This is a genomic window from Nonomuraea sp. KM88, from assembly GCF_052245635.1.
Classification (GTDB): Bacteria; Actinomycetota; Actinomycetes; order Streptosporangiales; family Streptosporangiaceae; genus Nonomuraea.
Genome location: NZ_JBQQCC010000011.1, coordinates 1 through 15,898 on the forward strand (window position 1 = coordinate 1; position 15,898 = coordinate 15,898).

The following is a 15,898-nucleotide window of genomic DNA, read 5'->3' on the forward strand; positions in this document are numbered from 1 at the left end:
CGGAGGAGATGTTGCTGGCCGCCGCCGGCGCGCTCGCCGCCGTCGTCACGCCCGAGGAGCTCGGCCCCAACTACATCATCCCGAGCGTCTTCCACCCCGACGTGTCCACCGCCGTCGCCGCCGCCGTGCATGTCACGGGGGCACACCGCGGCCCATCGAGCCACAACTCAGCGCGCGGTCGGAAAGAGAGTTGGCAATAGCCCCGGCCACGATGGCCTGGCAGATGGTCGAGACCGTGGACTCGGACCGAGCGTCCTCGAGGGCCGAGCGCGTCGGCCAGCAGTTCCGGCCCCAACAGGTCTCGATGGCGTTCGGTCTGCGGTTGGCCGGTGTCGTGTGTTGCTGCGCAGGCCCGGCTGGCTGAGCGCGGGTTCCCTGTGCCCGGCCGCTGACGCCGGGCCACGCCGATGTCGAGGCGGGCCGCGGCGATATCGTGGACGTCGTTCGCCGAGCGTTTCCGCACCGTGTCGGGCGTGCCGCCGCTGACCTACCTCAACCGGTGGCGGATGCTGCCGGCCCGGCGGGCACTCCACGACGGCGACGTCCGCGTCGGGTCGCCGGCGACCAAACTGGGGTACGCGGTCGCCCGTGGACACGATCGTGCGGCGCGCCGAGCCGGCGATGCCGTCAGGCGCCACTCGGCCGTCGGCGGCGCTCTCGGTCCCATTGGTCGAGGAGCTTGGGGAACTCGCGGCCCATGAAGCCGTACATGTCGCGCATGAGCTCCAGCCTGGCCCGGCTCTTGGGGTTGTCGCCGACGGCGGCGAGGCCCTGTTCGGCGAGCTGTGCGAACGCGGTGAACTCGGCCATCTTGGCCCTGAATGCGCGTCCGAAGACGTCCTCGGTCAGCCGGTAGTGATCGCGGCGGCCTCGCGGCGGGCGGAAGCGCTCGACGAGCCCGCCCCGTTCGAGCTGGCCCAGGGCGACGCTCATGCTGCTCTTGGCCACGCCAAGCTGCTCGCACAACGTCGGGGCGTCGGCGGAGTCGTCCGGATCGGCCAGGAGCGCGCCGATGACGCGGCCTGCCGTACGGCTGAGCCCCAGACGTTCGAAGTACAGCCCGGCACTTTCCACGAACTCCTCGGCACCGGTCACGCACAGATTCTAGTCTGTTCGGATTGTTCCGAACAGACTAGAATCTCTGCATGTTGTCCATCGCCATCACCGGCGCCGGCTCCGGGATCGGCCTGCGCGCCGCCCGCGCCCTCGCCGCCGCGGGCCACCACGTGCTGGCGCTGTGCCGAGACCCCGATCGGGGCCGCGCCGCGCTGGCCGACATCAACGCCCGCGCCGCGCACCCGGCCGACCTGGTCCAGGCGGACCTGTCGGCGCCCGCCTCCATCGAGGCCGCCGCCGAGCAGCTCGCGCGGACCGCCGGTCGCCTCGACGTGCTCATCAACAACGCCGCCGTCTTCGACCAGACGCTCCGCGCGCCCCAGTTCGCGGTGGACGGGCACGAACTGTTCTGGACGACCAACCACCTGGGTCCCTTCCTGCTGACCGCACGCCTCAGCCGGCTGCTCGCCGCCGCAGACAGGCCTCGCGTGATCAATGTCGCCAGCAAGGGCCTGCTCTCGATGCCACGCATCCGGATCCGTTTCGACCAGCTCGACGACCCGAGCTGGTACAGCCCGACCCGCGCCTACTACCACGCCAAACTCGCCCAGATCATGACCACGTTCACCCTGGCCGAGAGGGCCGCAGGACACCTGGAGACGACCTGCGTGCGCGTCCCCGCCGTACGTCTCGACCCGGACCGCGTGGCGGCCATGCCCTGGTTGCAGCGCACCTTGTACGCCCCCAAGAACCGCATGGCCGCCCCCGCCGAACGTCTCGGCGGGACCTACGCCCGGCTGGCCACCTGGGACGGGACCCTACCGGGACCCTACGTGGACGAAGACCTCCGCCCGGTCCGCGCCCCGGCCTTCGCCTACGACGAGGCCGCGCGCGAACGCCTCTGGACGGTGTCCCAGGCCGCCACCGGCCACCCCACCTGGGCCTGGTGACCGCGGAGGCCCCGTCACGAACGCTTCCTGGCCACGTTGTCCTCCATTCGCCGGAACGGGCGGGAGGTGATCGTTCCCGTTCTCCGCCGGTCGCCACCGTTCGCGGATAGTTGATACGTTGATGGCAGGTGTGCCGGGAAGTCTGGTCGGCGATTCTCATCGTCGACCACGAAAGAGGCACGAAGATGCGCGCAGGCGATCTCGCATGCGATTTTCCGACCGTCACCGCGGACACCTCGGTGTACGCCGCCGCCCGGCTCCTCGCCGAGCAGGACCTGCCGGGCCTCATCGTGGTCGACGAGCACGGATTGCCCGTCACCATCCTGCCCGGCACGCAGGTGCTCAGGCTGGCCGTGCCCGGCTACTGCCAGGACGATCCGGCGCTGGCGCGGGTCGTCGACGAACCACACGCAGACCGGTTCCTGCACGCTCTGACCGGCCGGACCGTCCGCGAGGCGCTACCGGCACAGCCGCGCGAACTGCCGATCAGCGACCCCGATGCCACCATCCTGGAGCTGGCCGCGTTGATGGCGCGCACGCACAGCCCGCTCGTGGCCGTGGTGAACGACGGGCGGCTGCTGGGGGCGGTCACGCTGCAGGCGCTGCTGGACCGGGCGGTGGCCGCGTGACCGTCACCGCATGGCTGGCGGTGGCGGTCTTCCTGTGCGCGTACGCGCTGATCGCCACCGAGAAGATCCACCGCGTCGCCGCCGCGCTCGGCGGCGCCGGCCTCATGCTGCTGATCCACGCCACCGACGCCGGAGCCGCGTTCTTCGACGAGCACACCGGCATCGACTGGAACGTCATCTTCCTGCTGCTCGGCATGATGGTGATCGTCGGCGTGCTGAAACAGACCGGCATCTTCGAATACCTGGCGATCTGGGCGGCCAAACGCGCCAAGGGCCATCCGTACCGGCTGATGGTGCTGCTGGTGGTCATCACCGCCGCCGCCTCGGCGCTGCTGGACAACGTCACCACCGTGCTGCTGATCGCGCCGGTGACCTTCCTGGTGTGCGAGCGGCTGGCGCTGAACGCGGCGCCGTTCCTCATCGCCGAGGCCATGGCCTCCAACATCGGCGGCGCCGCCACCCTGGTCGGCGACCCGCCGAACATCATCATCGCCAGCCGCGCGGGCCTGAGCTTCAACGACTTCCTCATCCACATGGCGCCCCTCGTCATCGTGCTGATGATCGTCTTTATCGGGTTGTGCCGGATCCTGTTCAGGAGGTCCTTCCACTACGACCCGGACCGCGCAGCCGAGATCATGGCGCTCGACGAGCGGGAGGCCATCGCCGACCGGCGGCTGCTCTGGCAGAGCCTCGCCGTGCTGGCCCTGGTCATGATCGGGTTCGTGCTCCATCCCGTGCTGCACTACGAGCCGTCGGTGGTGGCCATCCTCGGCGCGGGCGTCCTGGTGGCCGCCACGAAGGTGACCACCGAGGACGCGATCGAAGAGGTGGAGTGGCCGACGCTGGTGTTCTTCGCCGGGCTGTTCGTCATGGTCGGGGCGCTCGTGGAGACCGGCGTGATCGGCCAGATCTCCCAGGCCGCGACGGCCGCCACCGCAGGCCGGCCGGAGCTCACCACCATGGGCCTGCTCTGGGCCTCGGCCGGGTTGTCGGCCATCGTCGACAACATCCCCTACGTCGCCACCATGAGCCCCATCGTCGCCGAACTGGTCCAGGCGGGCGGCGGCAACGACCAGGCCCAGGTGTTGTGGTGGGCGCTGGCCTTCGGCGCCGACCTGGGCGGCAACGCCACCGCCGTCGGCGCGGCGGCCAACGTCGTCATCCTCGGCATCGCCGCCCGCAACGGCACCCCGATCAGCTTCTGGCAGTTCACCAAGTACGGCCTGGTCGTCACCATGGTGACCATCACGCTGACCGCGCCGTACCTCTGGTTGCGCTACCTGACCTGACGTTCACCTCGCGGAGCGTGCCCGGCCGGCCCATGCCCCTCTCAGGACTCCATGTGGGACTGGAACCACTGCAGCATCGGTTGCGGGCGTCTCTGGAACTCCAGGTAGCCGTCAAAGCGGCGGTTGGTACCGCGGATCCACTGGAGTTTCTTGTCGGCGACCGGAATGTTGTCGAACATCGTCTGCACGTCGCTCGGGTGGGTCAGCGTGTCGTCGTGCACCTGGTAGAGGAACGTCGGGACCCGGACCCCCTTGGCCCACTCCTGTGGCTGCCGCGCCGCGAACGGGATGCCGGTGCGCAACACCACCCGCCTTTCCAGCTCGCCGATGCGGTCGGCGGGCACGCCCGCCATGACCAGCCGCCGCGCCATGATGACCTCCATGGTGACCGGTTGCGGCCCCACCAGGCAGCGCACGCCCTCGAACGCCCGCGGGTCCCTGGTCATCGCGTGAAACGTGGCGCTGCAGCCCAGGCAGCGGCTGAACAGGCCGATCCGCATGCGTCGCGTGTCCGGGCGTTCGCGTGCGTACCGCAGCGAGCCGAGGACGTCGCGCGACTCGAAGATCCCGCTGGAGGCGATGCCGCCGTTGGCGGCTCCGCTGAGGCCGTAGTTGCGCAGGTCGTAGGCGAGCACGTTGTACCCGGCGTCGTGCAAGATCTTGTAGTCGGGTAGGAGGTCCACCTCGATGTCGTTGTCGCTGGAACTCCAGATGGACTTCCACGGTTCCAGCTGGCCGGGCAGCCCGGCCCGGCTGAATCCCATCGGGTGATTGGCGATGATCAGCTTGTCGGATCCCCGAGCAGGGATGAACCAGCCCTCGATGGGCACGCCGTCAACCGCCTGGAAGGAAACGTCCTCGTGGTCGAGGCCCTGCTCCTCCGGCGAATGCATGATCGGCGAGCGGAGTTGGTTGCCGAACGCGTCGGCCATCTGCTGCAGGATCTGGTCCTCGTCGGGGGCCGTCGACGCGGCCCTCGCCGTACCCGCCAGGAGCGGGATGGCTGACAGTCCGGCCGCCGCTCCCAGCACGGCGCGGCGAGTTGCTTCAGGCATGTGGCTCTCCATCTTCTGGTAAGGCAGGGCCCCGGTCGGACGGGGTGCGCAGCTCCGCCGAGCCGGCAGGATCACGCATCAACGCCACCATCGTCGGAAGGCCGGCGCGCGAAGTCCAAAGCCTGCGCGGCATCGCCATACGTTCGAGGCATCACCCGACGTCAGCCGCGGGCTATGCTGCAGGCATGGCGGAATCAGCGCCGGATCTGGACCTACGATCAGTGCGCTATTTCACGGTCGTCGCCGAGCACCGGCACTTCGGACGGGCCGCCGAAGCCCTGCACATCACCCAGCCCTCCCTGAGCCGCCAGATCCGCGGCCTGGAGCGGCAGCTCGGCGCCGCTCTGCTGGACCGCACCCCGCACGGCACCAGGTTGACCGAGGCGGGCGAGGTGTTCCTGCCCCGCGCCAAGGCGTTGCTGCGATCATCGGCGCAGGCGGTGGCCGCCACCCGCGCCGCGGCGCACCCCAGCAGGATCGCGGTCGGGCACACCCTGCACGTGCCCGTCATGCCCGCCGTGCGCGAGCTGCGTCATCGGCATCCCGACGCCGACGTGCGCGTGGTGCAGCTGGCCTGGAACGAACCGCGCGCCGCGCTGCTGGAGTGCCGGGTGGACGTGGTGGTGTGCCGGCTGCCGCTCCGTGACGAGGGGCTCCGCGTGACGACTCTCTACGACGAGCCGCGGGTCCTTCTCGTCGCCCGCGATCACCGCCTGGCCGGCAAGGAACGGGTGACCCTCGACGACATCGGTGACGAAGCCCTGCCGCGCCTGCCCGACACGGCCTGGAACGCCTACTGGCGGATCGACCCGCGGCCGGACGGCAGTCCCGCGCCGGACGGCCCGCTCGTCGAGGCGCCTGAGGAGAAGTTCGAGATCGTCGCGGCCGGGCAGGCCGTGGCCATCGTCTCGGCCGGCCTACGCGCGGAGACCCTCCACCCCGGCCTCACCAGCATCCCCTTGGAGGGAGTGAAGCCGAGCCAGGTCGCCCTCGCCACTCGAGCAGGCGATGGCAACCCCCTGCTCGCGCCCTTCCTCAAGGCCGCCCTGACGCGCCTCACAGGCGGTTGGCAGCCCTTCGGCGAAGACCCCCGGACGTAGGCTCCTGGACATGGCCGGCCGCATTCTCGTCCTGAACACGGGATCCTCCTCGATCAAGTACGAGCTCATCGACGTCGAGACCCGCGAACGCCCGGCCCGCGGCCTGGTCGAACGCATCGGCGAGAAGATCGGGCGGCTCACGCACCGGGCCGGCGGCCGGCCGCCGTACGTGAGGGAGCGGACCTTCTCCGGGCACGGCGAAGGGCTGGAGACGATGATGGAGGCGTTCGCCGCGGCAGGCCCCGAGCCGGCCCCCGTCGCGGTCGGGCACCGGGTCGTGCACGGCGGGACCAGGTTCGCCGAGGCCGTGGTCGTCGACGACGAGGTGATCGCCGCGATCGAGGAGCTCGCTCCGCTCGCTCCCCTGCACAACCCGGTCAACCTCGCCGGGATCCGGCTCGCGCGCAAGGTGTTTCCCGACGTGCCCCAGGTGGCCGTGTTCGACACCGCCTTCCACCGCACGTTGCCGCCCGAGGCGTACACCTACGCCGTGCCCCGGGACTGGCGCGAACGGCTCGACGTGCGCCGCTTCGGCTTCCACGGCACCTCCTGCGCCTACGTCTCCCGCCGCGCCGCCGCCCTGCTCGGCCGCGACCTCGCTGGCCTCAACCTGATCGTGCTGCACCTGGGCAACGGCGCCAGCGCCACGGCCGTCTCCGGCGGCCGCAGCGTCGACACCTCCATGGGCATGACGCCCTTGGAGGGGCTGGTCATGGGGACGCGCTCCGGCGACGTCGACCCCGCCATCGCCGGCTACCTCGCCCGGACGGACGGCATCGACGCCCAGCGGACCGAGCATGCGCTCACCCACCGCAGCGGCCTGCTCGCCCTGGCCGGGAGCCTCGACATGCGTGAGGTGCGCGGCCGCCACGACGACGCGGCCCGGCTGGCCCTGGACATCTACACCCGGCGCATCCGCAAGTACGTCGGCGCCTACTACGCGCTGCTCGGCCGGGTGGACGCGATCGTGTTCACCGGCGGCGTGGGCGAGCACGACGCCGCCACCCGCGCTGACTCCCTGACCGGCCTCGACCGCCTGGGCATCACCGTGGATCCCGCGCTCAACGAGCCGGACACTGCCGGTGAACGGGCTGTCTCGCCTCCCGGCGCCGAGGTGCCGGTGCTGGTCATCCCCACCGACGAGGAGTGGGAGATCGCCCGCCAGGCCCTCGCCGTCATCTCCTGACAGGCGGCGCGGCGACCCCTCGGCGAGTGGAACTGCCGCGGTTGCCGACAATGGTGAACATGACACGTGCGGTGTACGTCGCGGCGGGCGAGGCGGGAAGCAACAAGGGCACGGTCGCCCTCGGCATGGTCGAGCTGCTGTCCCGGCAGGTGGAGACCGTGGGCGTGTTCCGGCCGGTCGTGCGTACGGGGCGCGAGGACAATCTGATCAACACCATCCGGAGCAGATTCCAGCTCGCCATGCCGTACGAAACGTACGCGGGCGTCACCTACGACGAGGTGCACGCCGACGCCGAGCGTGCCGCCGGCGACATCGTGGCCCGCTACCGCGCGCTCGCCAGGCGGTGCGACGCGGTGGTCGTGGTCGGAACCGATTACACCGACGTGGGCGCGCCCACCGAGTTCGAGTTCAACGCCAGGCTCGCAGCGGATCTGGGAACGCCGGTGCTGAACGTGGTGAGCGGGAAGGGCAGGACGGCCCCGCAGATCGCCGCCGCGGTCGAGCTGTCGTCCCGGCAACTGGCGCAACACCACGCAAGGGAGCTCGCGGTCGTGGTCACCCGGGCGGCTGCCGAGCCCGTCGCGATCGACCACCCGACACCGGTGTTCGCCCTGCCCGAAACCCCCTCTCTGCGCGCGCCCACCGTCGCCGACCTGCTGAACGCCTGCGACGGCCGGCTTTTCCTCGGCGAGCGCGACGGGCTCGGCCGGGAGGCGAGCGCGCTGATGGTGGGCGCGATGTCGCTGCCCGGCATTCTGGACCGCTACACCGAAGGCGCCGCGGTGATCATCCCGTCTGATCGGGCCGCCGCGCTCCTGCCCGGGCTGATCGCGGCGCATGCGGCGCCCGGCTTCCCCGCCCTGTCGGCGGTGATCATGACGGGTGGCACGGATCTGCCCGGCCCGGTGGACCGGCTGCTCGGCAGCATGGCCATTCCGCTGCCGGTGATCGGCACCGACCACGACACCTTCGACACCGCGACCCGCCTGTCGGCCGTGGACGGCCAGTTCACCCCCGAGGCCGGCGGGAAGATCGACACGGCTCTGCGGCTGTTCGCCGAGCACGTCGACGGGCGGTTGCTGCTCGATCGGCTGGCGATCGCCAAGACCGACGTCGTCACGCCGCTGATGTTCGAGTACGAGCTGCTGGAACGGGCGCGTGGCCGCCGCCGGCACATCGTGCTGCCCGAAGGTGAGGAGCCGCGCGTCCTGCGGGCGGCCGACGTCCTGCTCCGCCGTGGCGTGGCCGAGCTCACCCTGCTCGGCGACGAGGAGCGCATCAGGGTGCAGGCCGCCCAGCTCGGCCTGGACCTGGACGACGCCAGGGTGCTCAGCCCGTTCGACGCGGAGCTGCGCGAGCGGTTCGCCCGCGAGTACGCCCGACTCCGGGAGCACCGGGGCATGACCGTCGAACTCGCCCGCGACACCGTCACCGACGTGTCCTACTTCGGGACGCTGATGGTGCACACGGGCATGGCCGACGGCATGGTCTCGGGCGCGGCGCACACCACCGCCCACACCATCAGGCCGGCGTTCGAGATCCTGCGCCTGGGGCTGGTCTCCAGCGTGTTCTTCATGTGCCTGGCCGACCGGGTGCTGGTGTACGGCGACTGCGCGGTCAATCCCGATCCCACCGCCGAGCAGCTCGCCGACATCGCGATCTCCTCAGCCCGCACCGCCACCCTGTTCGGCGTCGATCCCAAGATCGCCATGCTGTCGTACTCGACGGGCGCCTCGGGCGCCGGCGCCGATGTCGACAAGGTCCGCACCGCCACCGACCTGGTCCACCGGCGCCGTCCTGACCTGCCGGCGGAAGGGCCGATCCAGTACGACGCGGCCGTCGACCCCGCGGTGGCGCGGACGAAGATGCCCGGCAGCCAGGTGGCCGGGCGCGCCACCGTCTTCGTGGTGCCCGACCTCAACACCGGCAACAACCTCTACAAGGCGGTCCAGCGCAGCGCCGGCGCCGTCGCGGTGGGACCAGTGCTCCAAGGGCTGCGCAAGCCGGTCAACGACCTGTCCCGCGGTGCCACCGTCGCCGACATCGTCACCACCGTGGCCATCACTGCCGCGCAGGTATGCGACCACGAACCAATCGACAACGGCTGAAACGGCGATACGCCGCTGAGCCACCCAGGACGGCAGCCCCGGTCACGCACCTGCCGTCCTGCTTCCCCTTCCTGGACCTTCGTCCCTGGGCTGCGTGTTCGTTTCCTGCGAAAACAGGTATGCGAAACGATGCGGCGGTTCTGCCGAGCTAGGAGCAGGGAGGACGACGTGGTGGTTCCCACACGGCCCGGTCTGTCGTCCGGAGAAGCCGAGGCGCGTCTGGAGCGGGACGGGCCCAACCTGCTCCCGGAGAAGCCGCCCGTCCCCCTGTGGCGGAGGGTCGCCGTCCACCTGCGCGATCCACTGATCAACGTCCTGCTCGTGGCGGCGGCGCTGACCGTAGCCACGGGTGACTGGACCGACACCGCCGTGATCATGCTGGTGGTCCTCGTCAACACCTCCGTCGGGGTCGTGCAGGAGGTGCGCGCCGACCGGGCGATCACGGCGTTGTCACAGCTCACCGCCCCGACAGCGCGTGTGATCCGCGACGGCTCGCAGAAGGAGATCCCGGCGGCCGACGTGGTCGTCGGAGACCTGCTGGCCCTGGCGGAGGGCGACATCGTCGTGGCCGACGCCACGGTGGCGGAATCGGCCGCGTTGCTCGTCGACGAGTCGTCGCTGACGGGAGAGTCCGTACCGGTGGACAAGGCCGTCGACGACCAGGTCTCGTCCGGCACCGTCGTGGTGCGAGGACGTGGCGCGGCGACGGTCACCGCCGTGGGGGCGGCGAGCACGAGCGGCCGGATCGCGTCCATGATGGTCAAAGGAGCCGGTCTGACGCCGTTGCAACGCCGCCTGGTGGGGGTCGGCCGCCTGCTGGCCGGCGTGGCGGTGGCGCTGTCGGCGCTCGTGCTGGCGCTGGGTCTGGTCCGCGGGCAACCGGTCGAGCTGATGGTGGTGACCGCGATCAGCCTGGTGGTCGCGGCGGTGCCCGAGTCCCTTCCCGCGGTCGTGACTCTGAGCCTGGCCCTGGGAGCCCGCCGGATGGCGGCGCGCAACGCTCTCGTACGCAGGCTGCCCGCCGTGGAGACGCTGGGCGCGGTGACCGTGCTCGCCACCGACAAGACCGGCACCCTCACCGAAGGCAGGATGGTCGCGCGGCGCCTCTGGACTCCCTCGGGAGAAGCCACGATCACCGGCTCCGGATACGCACCCGACGGCGAGATCGTACGCGACGGCTCCCTCCACGACGCCCACCTCACCGGCCTGCTCGTGGCGAGCGTGCTCTGCAACGACGCCAGATTGTCGCCGCCTCAGGGCGACGGCGGGGAGTGGGCGGCGCTGGGCGATCCCACCGAGGCGGCCCTGCTCGCCGCCGCCGCCAAGCTCGGCCTCGACCGCGAGCACCTGCACGAGCGCTTTCCACGGCTGGCCGAACGTCCCTTCGACAGCGAACGCAAGCGGATGAGCACCGTGCATCGCCTGCCCGGCGGACGTGGCCGGGTGATCTGCAAGGGCGCCCCCGAGGTGCTGCTCCGCCCGCCCTTTCTGGCCGGCGACCCGGAGTCGGCGGCCCGCGCCGCCGAACGCGCCGAGCAACTCGCCCGGGAGGGTTACCGGGTCCTGGCGGTGGCCGGCCGCGATCTGGACGCCGTCCCGGAGACGGCGCCGGAGAGCGGGCTGTCCCTGCTCGGGCTGGTCGCGCTCCTGGACCCTCCGCGCCCGGCCGCGGCCACCGCCATCGCGGACTGCAAGCGGGCCGGCATCAGACCGCTCCTCATCACCGGCGATCACCCCGGGACCGCCCGCGCCATCGCCGCCGACCTGGGCATCATCGGCACCGGCGATCCGGTTGTGGACCTCCGGGCCCCATGGACGCCCGACCATCCCCAGGCCCGCGTGTACGCCCGGGCCACCCCCGGGCAGAAGCTCGAGATCATCGAGGATCTGCGGACGCGCGGCGAGACCCTGGCCATGACCGGAGACGGCGTCAACGACGGCCCCGCGCTGCGCCGCGCCGACATCGGCGTGGCCATGGGCGAGCGCGGGACCGAAGTCGCCCGCCAGGCCGCCGACCTCGTGCTCGCCGATGACGACCTGGACACCGTGGTCGCGGCCGTCGAGGAAGGCCGCCGGGTCTACGCCAACATCCGCCGGTTCCTGGTCTACGGCCTGTCCGGCGGAGCGGCCGAGATCGCCGTGATGTTGCTGGGACCGTTCGCCGGTCTCGCCGTCCCGCTCCTCCCCGCCCAGATTCTGTGGATCAACCTGCTCACCCATGGACTGCCCGGCGTGGCTCTCGGCGGCGAACCCTCCGTACCCGGATCCATGACCCGCCCGCCGCGGCCGCCCGGCGAGAGCATCCTCGGCGCGGGACTGTGGCAGCGCCTGATCCGCATCGCCGTCGTCCTCACGGCCGTCACCCTCGGCGTCGCCGTCTGGGCCCACCAGACCGGCCGCCCCTGGCAGAGCATGGCCTTCTTCGCCCTCGGCGCCACGCAACTCGGCGTCGCGCTCGGTTCCCGCACCCGGCCCGGCTCGCGGACCAACCCCTTGCTGCTGCTCTCCGTCGCCGGTGCGCTCGTCCTGCAACTCGCGGGCCTGTACCTGCCGCTGCTGCAGGACTTGCTCGGCACCGAACCCCTCGCCCCGGGTGATCTGCTGATCGTCAGCGCGCTGTCGGTCCTCGGCTATGCCGCCGCCCGCCTCGACCGGATCCTGCACCCACACCGGCCGGCCCGATCACCAGCCATGGCAGGTGGATGATCTGGCGATAACCGGCTGGTCCACGCCGGGTCGAGGGGCGAGCGCATGCCCGCGCGTCACTCGGTTCGGGCGGTGACCAGCCAGGCCGAGGCAAGCAGTCGTACGGCGTCGTCGCGCTCATAGCGGCGCAATGTTTCTGCCAACGCGGACCGGGCTCTTGCCATGGCGGTCTCTTCAGCACCGGAGACGAAGCCGGCCAGTTGAACGTCGAGCAGGAAATCCGCAGCGTGGGCGGCATCATCGCCCAGCTCGGTGAGGTACTCCACGGGGGACGTCGCAATGGCCGTGAAGCCCGCGTCGTTGAGCACGTCGCGGATGTGCGCCGGGTCGGTGAAGTCCGCGACCCCTCCCAGGCTTTCTTGGGGGTCCGGGGTGGGAAGATGCCGGGCCAGCGTGTCGAGGATCACGTCCGTCTGGTTCTCACCTGCGCGGTGACACAGGAACGCCAGGCGGCCCTTGGGGCGGAGCGACCGTCTGATGTTGGCGAAAGCGGCGACGGGGTCGTCGAAGAACATGACCCCGGCGCGGCTGATGGCCACCTCGAAGTGCGCGTCCTCCAACGGGTGGACCTGGGCGTCCCCGCGCTCGAAGGTGATGTTGCCGATGGCTTCCTCTACCGAGAGGCGTCGGGCGATCTCCAGCATCGGAGCCGACAGGTCGATCCCGACGGCATGCCCGCCGGCCGCCTGACGTGCGGCGATCCGCGTGGTGTCGCCCGTACCGCAGCCGATGTCCAGAACCCGGTCACGCTCGCCGATGCCCGCGGCGGCGAACAGGTGCTCGTTGGCAGGTGCGGCCATGCGATTTAGACGTTGATGGTGATCGGCCCAGGCCCTGCCTTCCTCGCCGTTCCACTCCTCCTCCTGCCTGGCATTGGCCACGAGTGTCATGAGGACGCCTCCGCATCGCTCAACTGCTTGACGAAGTGCCCGCGGCAGTGAGGGCAGCAGAACCCGTAGGTCTTCCCGCCGCGCTCCAGGATGACAGCGTCCTGGAGCGGGACGGTGGCGCCGCAGACCGGATCGACGATCGAGTCGTCCGGGACCGGGGCCGCAGGGCCGATCTTGGCTCGCTCGATCAGCTGCAGGACGTCGGAGGAGCGCTGGGCCCGCCCGTGCAGGCCGTAACCGCCTTCGGGAAGGCTGATCACGTGCACCCCGGGATCGGCGGCCACCGGCTCCCCGTCCACGGCCGACAACAGGCGCCGCCCGGTCAGCCGCCCGGCGAGGCTTCGTCGCTCTTGCGCATCGAAAACACCCTTGGGCACCAGTAGCTCAACGAACAGCATCGTCGCTATGTCCTTTTCGAAGAGAGGGTCCGTCAGTGGAAATGCTTCCGCGCCGGATCCCTCTCCGTCGTCGGCCCATAGACGGCTCTCCCGGCTACCTCGCCGGTCTTAGCGGGCAGGAACTCTACGACCTGGGGAGTAGTGCGAGGGCTCTCCTCCTCGAACGTGGCACGGTCCACGCGCATCGGACACCGGTGAGGCTGACGGTGAAGCGGTGCGGTCGATCTGATGGGGGCATACCTGGTTTCGCAGGTCAGCCGGACACCAAGGAGGTACGCGATGGCGATCGATGCGATCGTGGGCTATGACGGGTCGCCCATGGCGGCGGCGGCGATCGATGCCGGCATCAGCCGGGCCGCGTCGCGCACGCTGGTGTCCGGCGTCACAGTGATCGCCGGGGAGGTCATCAGTTGGGATGCCGTGGCTCCTGTGGCCTTCTCGTGCTCGCGCCGGCGGTGGCGGGACTCGAACATCGACATGCCATGACGTACCGGTTCGATCTCCTTGAGCAGCAGGTCGTCCTCGGAGACCACGCCCATCGGCCGCCGGTCGGTGTCGATCACGGTGACCGCGCCGACCGCGAACCGCTTCATCGCGGCCACGATCTCGGCGAACGACGCGTCCGCGAGCACCGCGATGGCAACGCGTCCCATGATCTCCCTGACTTCGATCGACATGATGTCCACCTCGCTTCCCACGTCCCAGGCTCACGTACGGCGGCCCGCCCGGTCAGCGGCGAACGTCCCCGATGACCGGGCCGAAGGTCCCACCAGGCTGCGTCCGACGGTGCCGGTCACGACGAGGTCAGCCCTGCACCGGCAGCACCGGCTCAAGGCGGAACATCCCCGTGATGACCTCATCCGACGGCTTCTCCGGCCGAACATGGCCCGCCACGGCCCTCAACACGTCCCTGGCGGTGATCAGCCCGACCAGGCCATCACCGGACAGCACGGGTAGGGCATCACAATCCGCGTCGACCATGACCGCCGCGACGCGTTCCAGCGGCGTGTCCGGATGGACGCGCGGCCGGCGTTCACCCGTCAGCAGCTCCCGCACCTGACGGTTCGACTGCTCCCTCAGGCTGCCTGACCAGGAGGCCGCCAGATCCTCCCGCGAGAGGATCCCGAGCACGTCGGCACCGTCCAGGACGGGGAGATGGTGCACCTGGGCTCGGCGCATCAGCTCCCAGGCCATGAGCGGCGACTCGTCCAGCTTGACCGCCACCAGAACGCGGCTCATCACCTGCCGCGCCGTGAGCGACTCGATCCCCATGACTCCTCCTCGGCCCTGGTCGCGTGACCGGTGCGTCGTCCTTTACGCGGGTCGCGTTCCTGGCTCCACTCTCGCGAAGCGGGGAACCGGCCGCCGGAGGCGGAAGTCCTCAACGACGGCGCCATTGGTCCCATCCATCCGCCGGCCATGTCGCGTCCGCTGACCAACGACTGCCCGGCTCGGGACTTCCGGCCCTGAAACCTCGCCTTCCCGCGAGATGCGATGGAAGCAACCAGAAAAGGCGCCTCGCCGCACGAGGGCCAGACAGGAGCTGACCGCCATGCGCATGACCGTCGCGGACGTGATGACCGTCAAGGTCGTCTCCCGCCACCGCCCGACCTGGGGGGCACCGGCATCACGTCACCGGACGCGAGGCGGGAGCGCGGCGGCGGATCAAGGCGGCGGGGTCACCGCCACCGGGCACCGGGCTTCGGCCAGGGCGATCTGAGTCACCGGTCCCAGCAGAAGGCGAGGAGGCGAATCGTTCCCCCGGGTGCCGAGCACGAGGAGGGTCGCGTTCTTCGTCGCGTCGATCAGCGCCCGTTGTGGCCGTTCGGCCACGAATTCTGTGGTGACGGAAACCGTGGGTGCCTGGAGGTCAGCTGGGACGTCGCGTCGCGGAACCGTGCCTCCGCCCCACTGCGGTCGCCTGGGAGTCGACGAACGGCTGCCAGTCAGGCCCGGCCGGCAGCCCGTAGTCTCGCCAGCAACAGATGGCGGTCACGGCGCAGCCGCGGAGCGCGGCCTCCTCCAGGCCGAAACCCAACGCCGCCAGGCTGGCAGGCGAGCCATCGACACCGACCACGATGCGTGGTGCGTCGCCGGTCGGCATCGCGTCAGACCGGACGACGATGACCGGCCGGGCACTGTGGGCGGGCACCTGCACAGCGGCCGATCCCACCTGCAGGTCTTCGAAACCACCTTGCCCCCGCAGGCCCAGCACCGTCAGCTCGGCCTCGCGTGCGACCCGCAGGAGCGCCGTGGAAGCCGTTCCTCTCTCCAGACGCGGAAGGACGTCCACGCCGGGGGCCAGGCCACGAGCACGGTGCACACCCTCGTCCACGACTTGGGCGGCGACCCGCTCGACCTGCGCCAGGACCTCACGCTCAACGGGCCGGCGCGGATACGGCCAGTGCCAGGCATGGCACACCAGAACGGAGGACTCGCGTAGCCGCGCCTCCTCGACCGCCCAGCGCAACGCCACCGCGCTCGCGGGCGACTCATCGTAGCCGACCAGTACGGGCCGTCCCATCATCGCC

Annotated in this window: 15 protein-coding genes and 1 pseudogene; 8 read left to right on the top strand and 8 right to left on the bottom strand. The window is 70.7% G+C overall.

The window, feature by feature from the left end; all coding sequences use genetic code 11:
- Window positions 1–200, top strand: a pseudogene (locus tag ACTWPV_RS28980) (hypothetical protein); the annotation flags it as partial.
- Window positions 201–627: 427 nt separating this feature from the next.
- On the opposite strand, the gene ACTWPV_RS28985 reads toward ACTWPV_RS28980, so the two are convergent.
- On the bottom strand, window positions 628–1,095 hold the full coding sequence (locus ACTWPV_RS28985; protein WP_443154215.1) for a GbsR/MarR family transcriptional regulator: 468 nt from the start codon (window positions 1,093–1,095) through the stop codon (window positions 628–630).
- 50 nt (window positions 1,096–1,145) lie between these two features.
- On the opposite strand from ACTWPV_RS28985, the gene ACTWPV_RS28990 reads away from it, so the two are divergent.
- From ACTWPV_RS28990 to ACTWPV_RS29000, 3 genes are all read left to right on the top strand, one after another.
- On the top strand, window positions 1,146–2,006 hold the full coding sequence (locus tag ACTWPV_RS28990; RefSeq protein ID WP_443154216.1) for an SDR family NAD(P)-dependent oxidoreductase: 861 nt from the start codon (window positions 1,146–1,148) through the stop codon (window positions 2,004–2,006).
- A 185-nt stretch (window positions 2,007–2,191) separates the two neighbouring features.
- Window positions 2,192–2,635 carry a CBS domain-containing protein gene (locus ACTWPV_RS28995; protein ID WP_347650774.1) on the top strand — a complete coding sequence of 148 codons (444 nt, stop codon included), beginning with the start codon at window positions 2,192–2,194 and terminating at the stop codon, window positions 2,633–2,635.
- Window positions 2,632–3,924, top strand: a complete 1,293-nt coding sequence (locus ACTWPV_RS29000; protein WP_347650773.1) for an ArsB/NhaD family transporter — start codon at window positions 2,632–2,634, stop codon at window positions 3,922–3,924. Before ACTWPV_RS28995 ends, ACTWPV_RS29000 begins: the two co-directional genes overlap by 4 nt.
- Window positions 3,925–3,965: 41 nt before the next feature.
- On the opposite strand, the gene ACTWPV_RS29005 is transcribed toward ACTWPV_RS29000, so the two are convergent.
- Window positions 3,966–4,979 (bottom strand): alpha/beta hydrolase, encoded by a 1,014-nt coding sequence (locus ACTWPV_RS29005; RefSeq protein ID WP_347650772.1) that lies wholly within the window; start codon window positions 4,977–4,979, stop codon window positions 3,966–3,968.
- A 185-nt stretch (window positions 4,980–5,164) separates the two neighbouring features.
- Here ACTWPV_RS29005 and ACTWPV_RS29010 point away from each other — a divergent pair, with 185 nt between their 5' ends.
- From ACTWPV_RS29010 to ACTWPV_RS29025, 4 genes are all read left to right on the top strand, one after another.
- Window positions 5,165–6,079: a LysR family transcriptional regulator gene (locus ACTWPV_RS29010; protein ID WP_443154217.1), complete on the top strand. Its 915-nt coding sequence runs from the start codon at window positions 5,165–5,167 to the stop codon at window positions 6,077–6,079.
- A 10-nt stretch (window positions 6,080–6,089) separates the two neighbouring features.
- Window positions 6,090–7,265, top strand: coding sequence for an acetate/propionate family kinase (locus ACTWPV_RS29015; RefSeq protein WP_443154218.1), 1,176 nt, complete (start codon window positions 6,090–6,092; stop codon window positions 7,263–7,265).
- Between the two features lie 59 nt (window positions 7,266–7,324).
- A complete protein-coding gene (pta, locus tag ACTWPV_RS29020; protein ID WP_443154219.1) occupies window positions 7,325–9,373 on the top strand; it encodes a phosphate acetyltransferase in 2,049 nt (682 codons plus the stop codon).
- Between the two features lie 168 nt (window positions 9,374–9,541).
- Window positions 9,542–12,079, top strand: coding sequence for a cation-translocating P-type ATPase (locus ACTWPV_RS29025; RefSeq protein ID WP_443154220.1), 2,538 nt, complete (start codon window positions 9,542–9,544; stop codon window positions 12,077–12,079).
- Between the two features lie 56 nt (window positions 12,080–12,135).
- Here the strand turns inward: ACTWPV_RS29025 and ACTWPV_RS29030 are convergent, their stop codons facing one another.
- The 6 genes from ACTWPV_RS29030 to ACTWPV_RS29055 all read right to left on the bottom strand — a co-directional run bounded on the left by ACTWPV_RS29030 (window position 12,136) and on the right by ACTWPV_RS29055 (window position 15,891).
- Entirely contained in the window at window positions 12,136–12,969 is an 834-nt protein-coding gene (locus ACTWPV_RS29030) for a class I SAM-dependent methyltransferase (RefSeq protein ID WP_443154221.1), read from the bottom strand.
- Window positions 12,966–13,367 carry a YHS domain-containing protein gene (locus ACTWPV_RS29035; RefSeq protein ID WP_443154222.1) on the bottom strand — a complete coding sequence of 134 codons (402 nt, stop codon included), beginning with the start codon at window positions 13,365–13,367 and terminating at the stop codon, window positions 12,966–12,968. Before ACTWPV_RS29035 ends, ACTWPV_RS29030 begins: the two co-directional genes overlap by 4 nt.
- 302 nt (window positions 13,368–13,669) lie before the next feature.
- The gene (locus ACTWPV_RS29040; RefSeq protein ID WP_443154223.1) at window positions 13,670–14,044 is read right to left on the bottom strand and encodes a CBS domain-containing protein; all 375 of its coding nucleotides are present in this window, start codon (window positions 14,042–14,044) and stop codon (window positions 13,670–13,672) included.
- 127 nt (window positions 14,045–14,171) lie between these two features.
- A complete protein-coding gene (locus tag ACTWPV_RS29045) occupies window positions 14,172–14,639 on the bottom strand; it encodes a CBS domain-containing protein (RefSeq protein WP_443154224.1) in 468 nt (155 codons plus the stop codon).
- A gap of 393 nt (window positions 14,640–15,032) precedes the next feature.
- Window positions 15,033–15,200, bottom strand: a complete 168-nt coding sequence (locus ACTWPV_RS29050; protein ID WP_443154225.1) for a universal stress protein — start codon at window positions 15,198–15,200, stop codon at window positions 15,033–15,035.
- 37 nt (window positions 15,201–15,237) lie between these two features.
- Window positions 15,238–15,891 (bottom strand): universal stress protein, encoded by a 654-nt coding sequence (locus ACTWPV_RS29055; protein WP_443154226.1) that lies wholly within the window; start codon window positions 15,889–15,891, stop codon window positions 15,238–15,240.
- Window positions 15,892–15,898 lie beyond the last annotated feature (7 nt).

Excerpts from the sequence above, each read along its gene's own strand:
- ACTWPV_RS29045 (WP_443154224.1), bottom strand. The coding sequence starts at position 14,639 with ATGGGGATCGAGTCGCTCACGGCGCGGCAGGTGATGAGCCGCGTTCTG.
- ACTWPV_RS29035 (WP_443154222.1), bottom strand. The coding sequence starts at position 13,367 with ATGCTGTTCGTTGAGCTACTGGTGCCCAAGGGTGTTTTCGATGCGCAA.
- ACTWPV_RS28990 (WP_443154216.1), top strand. The coding sequence starts at position 1,146 with ATGTTGTCCATCGCCATCACCGGCGCCGGCTCCGGGATCGGCCTGCGC.
- ACTWPV_RS28995 (WP_347650774.1), top strand. The coding sequence starts at position 2,192 with ATGCGCGCAGGCGATCTCGCATGCGATTTTCCGACCGTCACCGCGGAC.
- pta (WP_443154219.1), top strand. The coding sequence starts at position 7,325 with ATGACACGTGCGGTGTACGTCGCGGCGGGCGAGGCGGGAAGCAACAAG.
- ACTWPV_RS29030 (WP_443154221.1), bottom strand. The coding sequence starts at position 12,969 with ATGACACTCGTGGCCAATGCCAGGCAGGAGGAGGAGTGGAACGGCGAG.
- ACTWPV_RS29010 (WP_443154217.1), top strand. The coding sequence starts at position 5,165 with ATGGCGGAATCAGCGCCGGATCTGGACCTACGATCAGTGCGCTATTTC.
- ACTWPV_RS29015 (WP_443154218.1), top strand. The coding sequence starts at position 6,090 with ATGGCCGGCCGCATTCTCGTCCTGAACACGGGATCCTCCTCGATCAAG.
- ACTWPV_RS29040 (WP_443154223.1), bottom strand. The coding sequence starts at position 14,044 with ATGTCGATCGAAGTCAGGGAGATCATGGGACGCGTTGCCATCGCGGTG.
- ACTWPV_RS29005 (WP_347650772.1), bottom strand. The coding sequence starts at position 4,979 with ATGCCTGAAGCAACTCGCCGCGCCGTGCTGGGAGCGGCGGCCGGACTG.
- ACTWPV_RS29055 (WP_443154226.1), bottom strand. The coding sequence starts at position 15,891 with ATGGGACGGCCCGTACTGGTCGGCTACGATGAGTCGCCCGCGAGCGCG.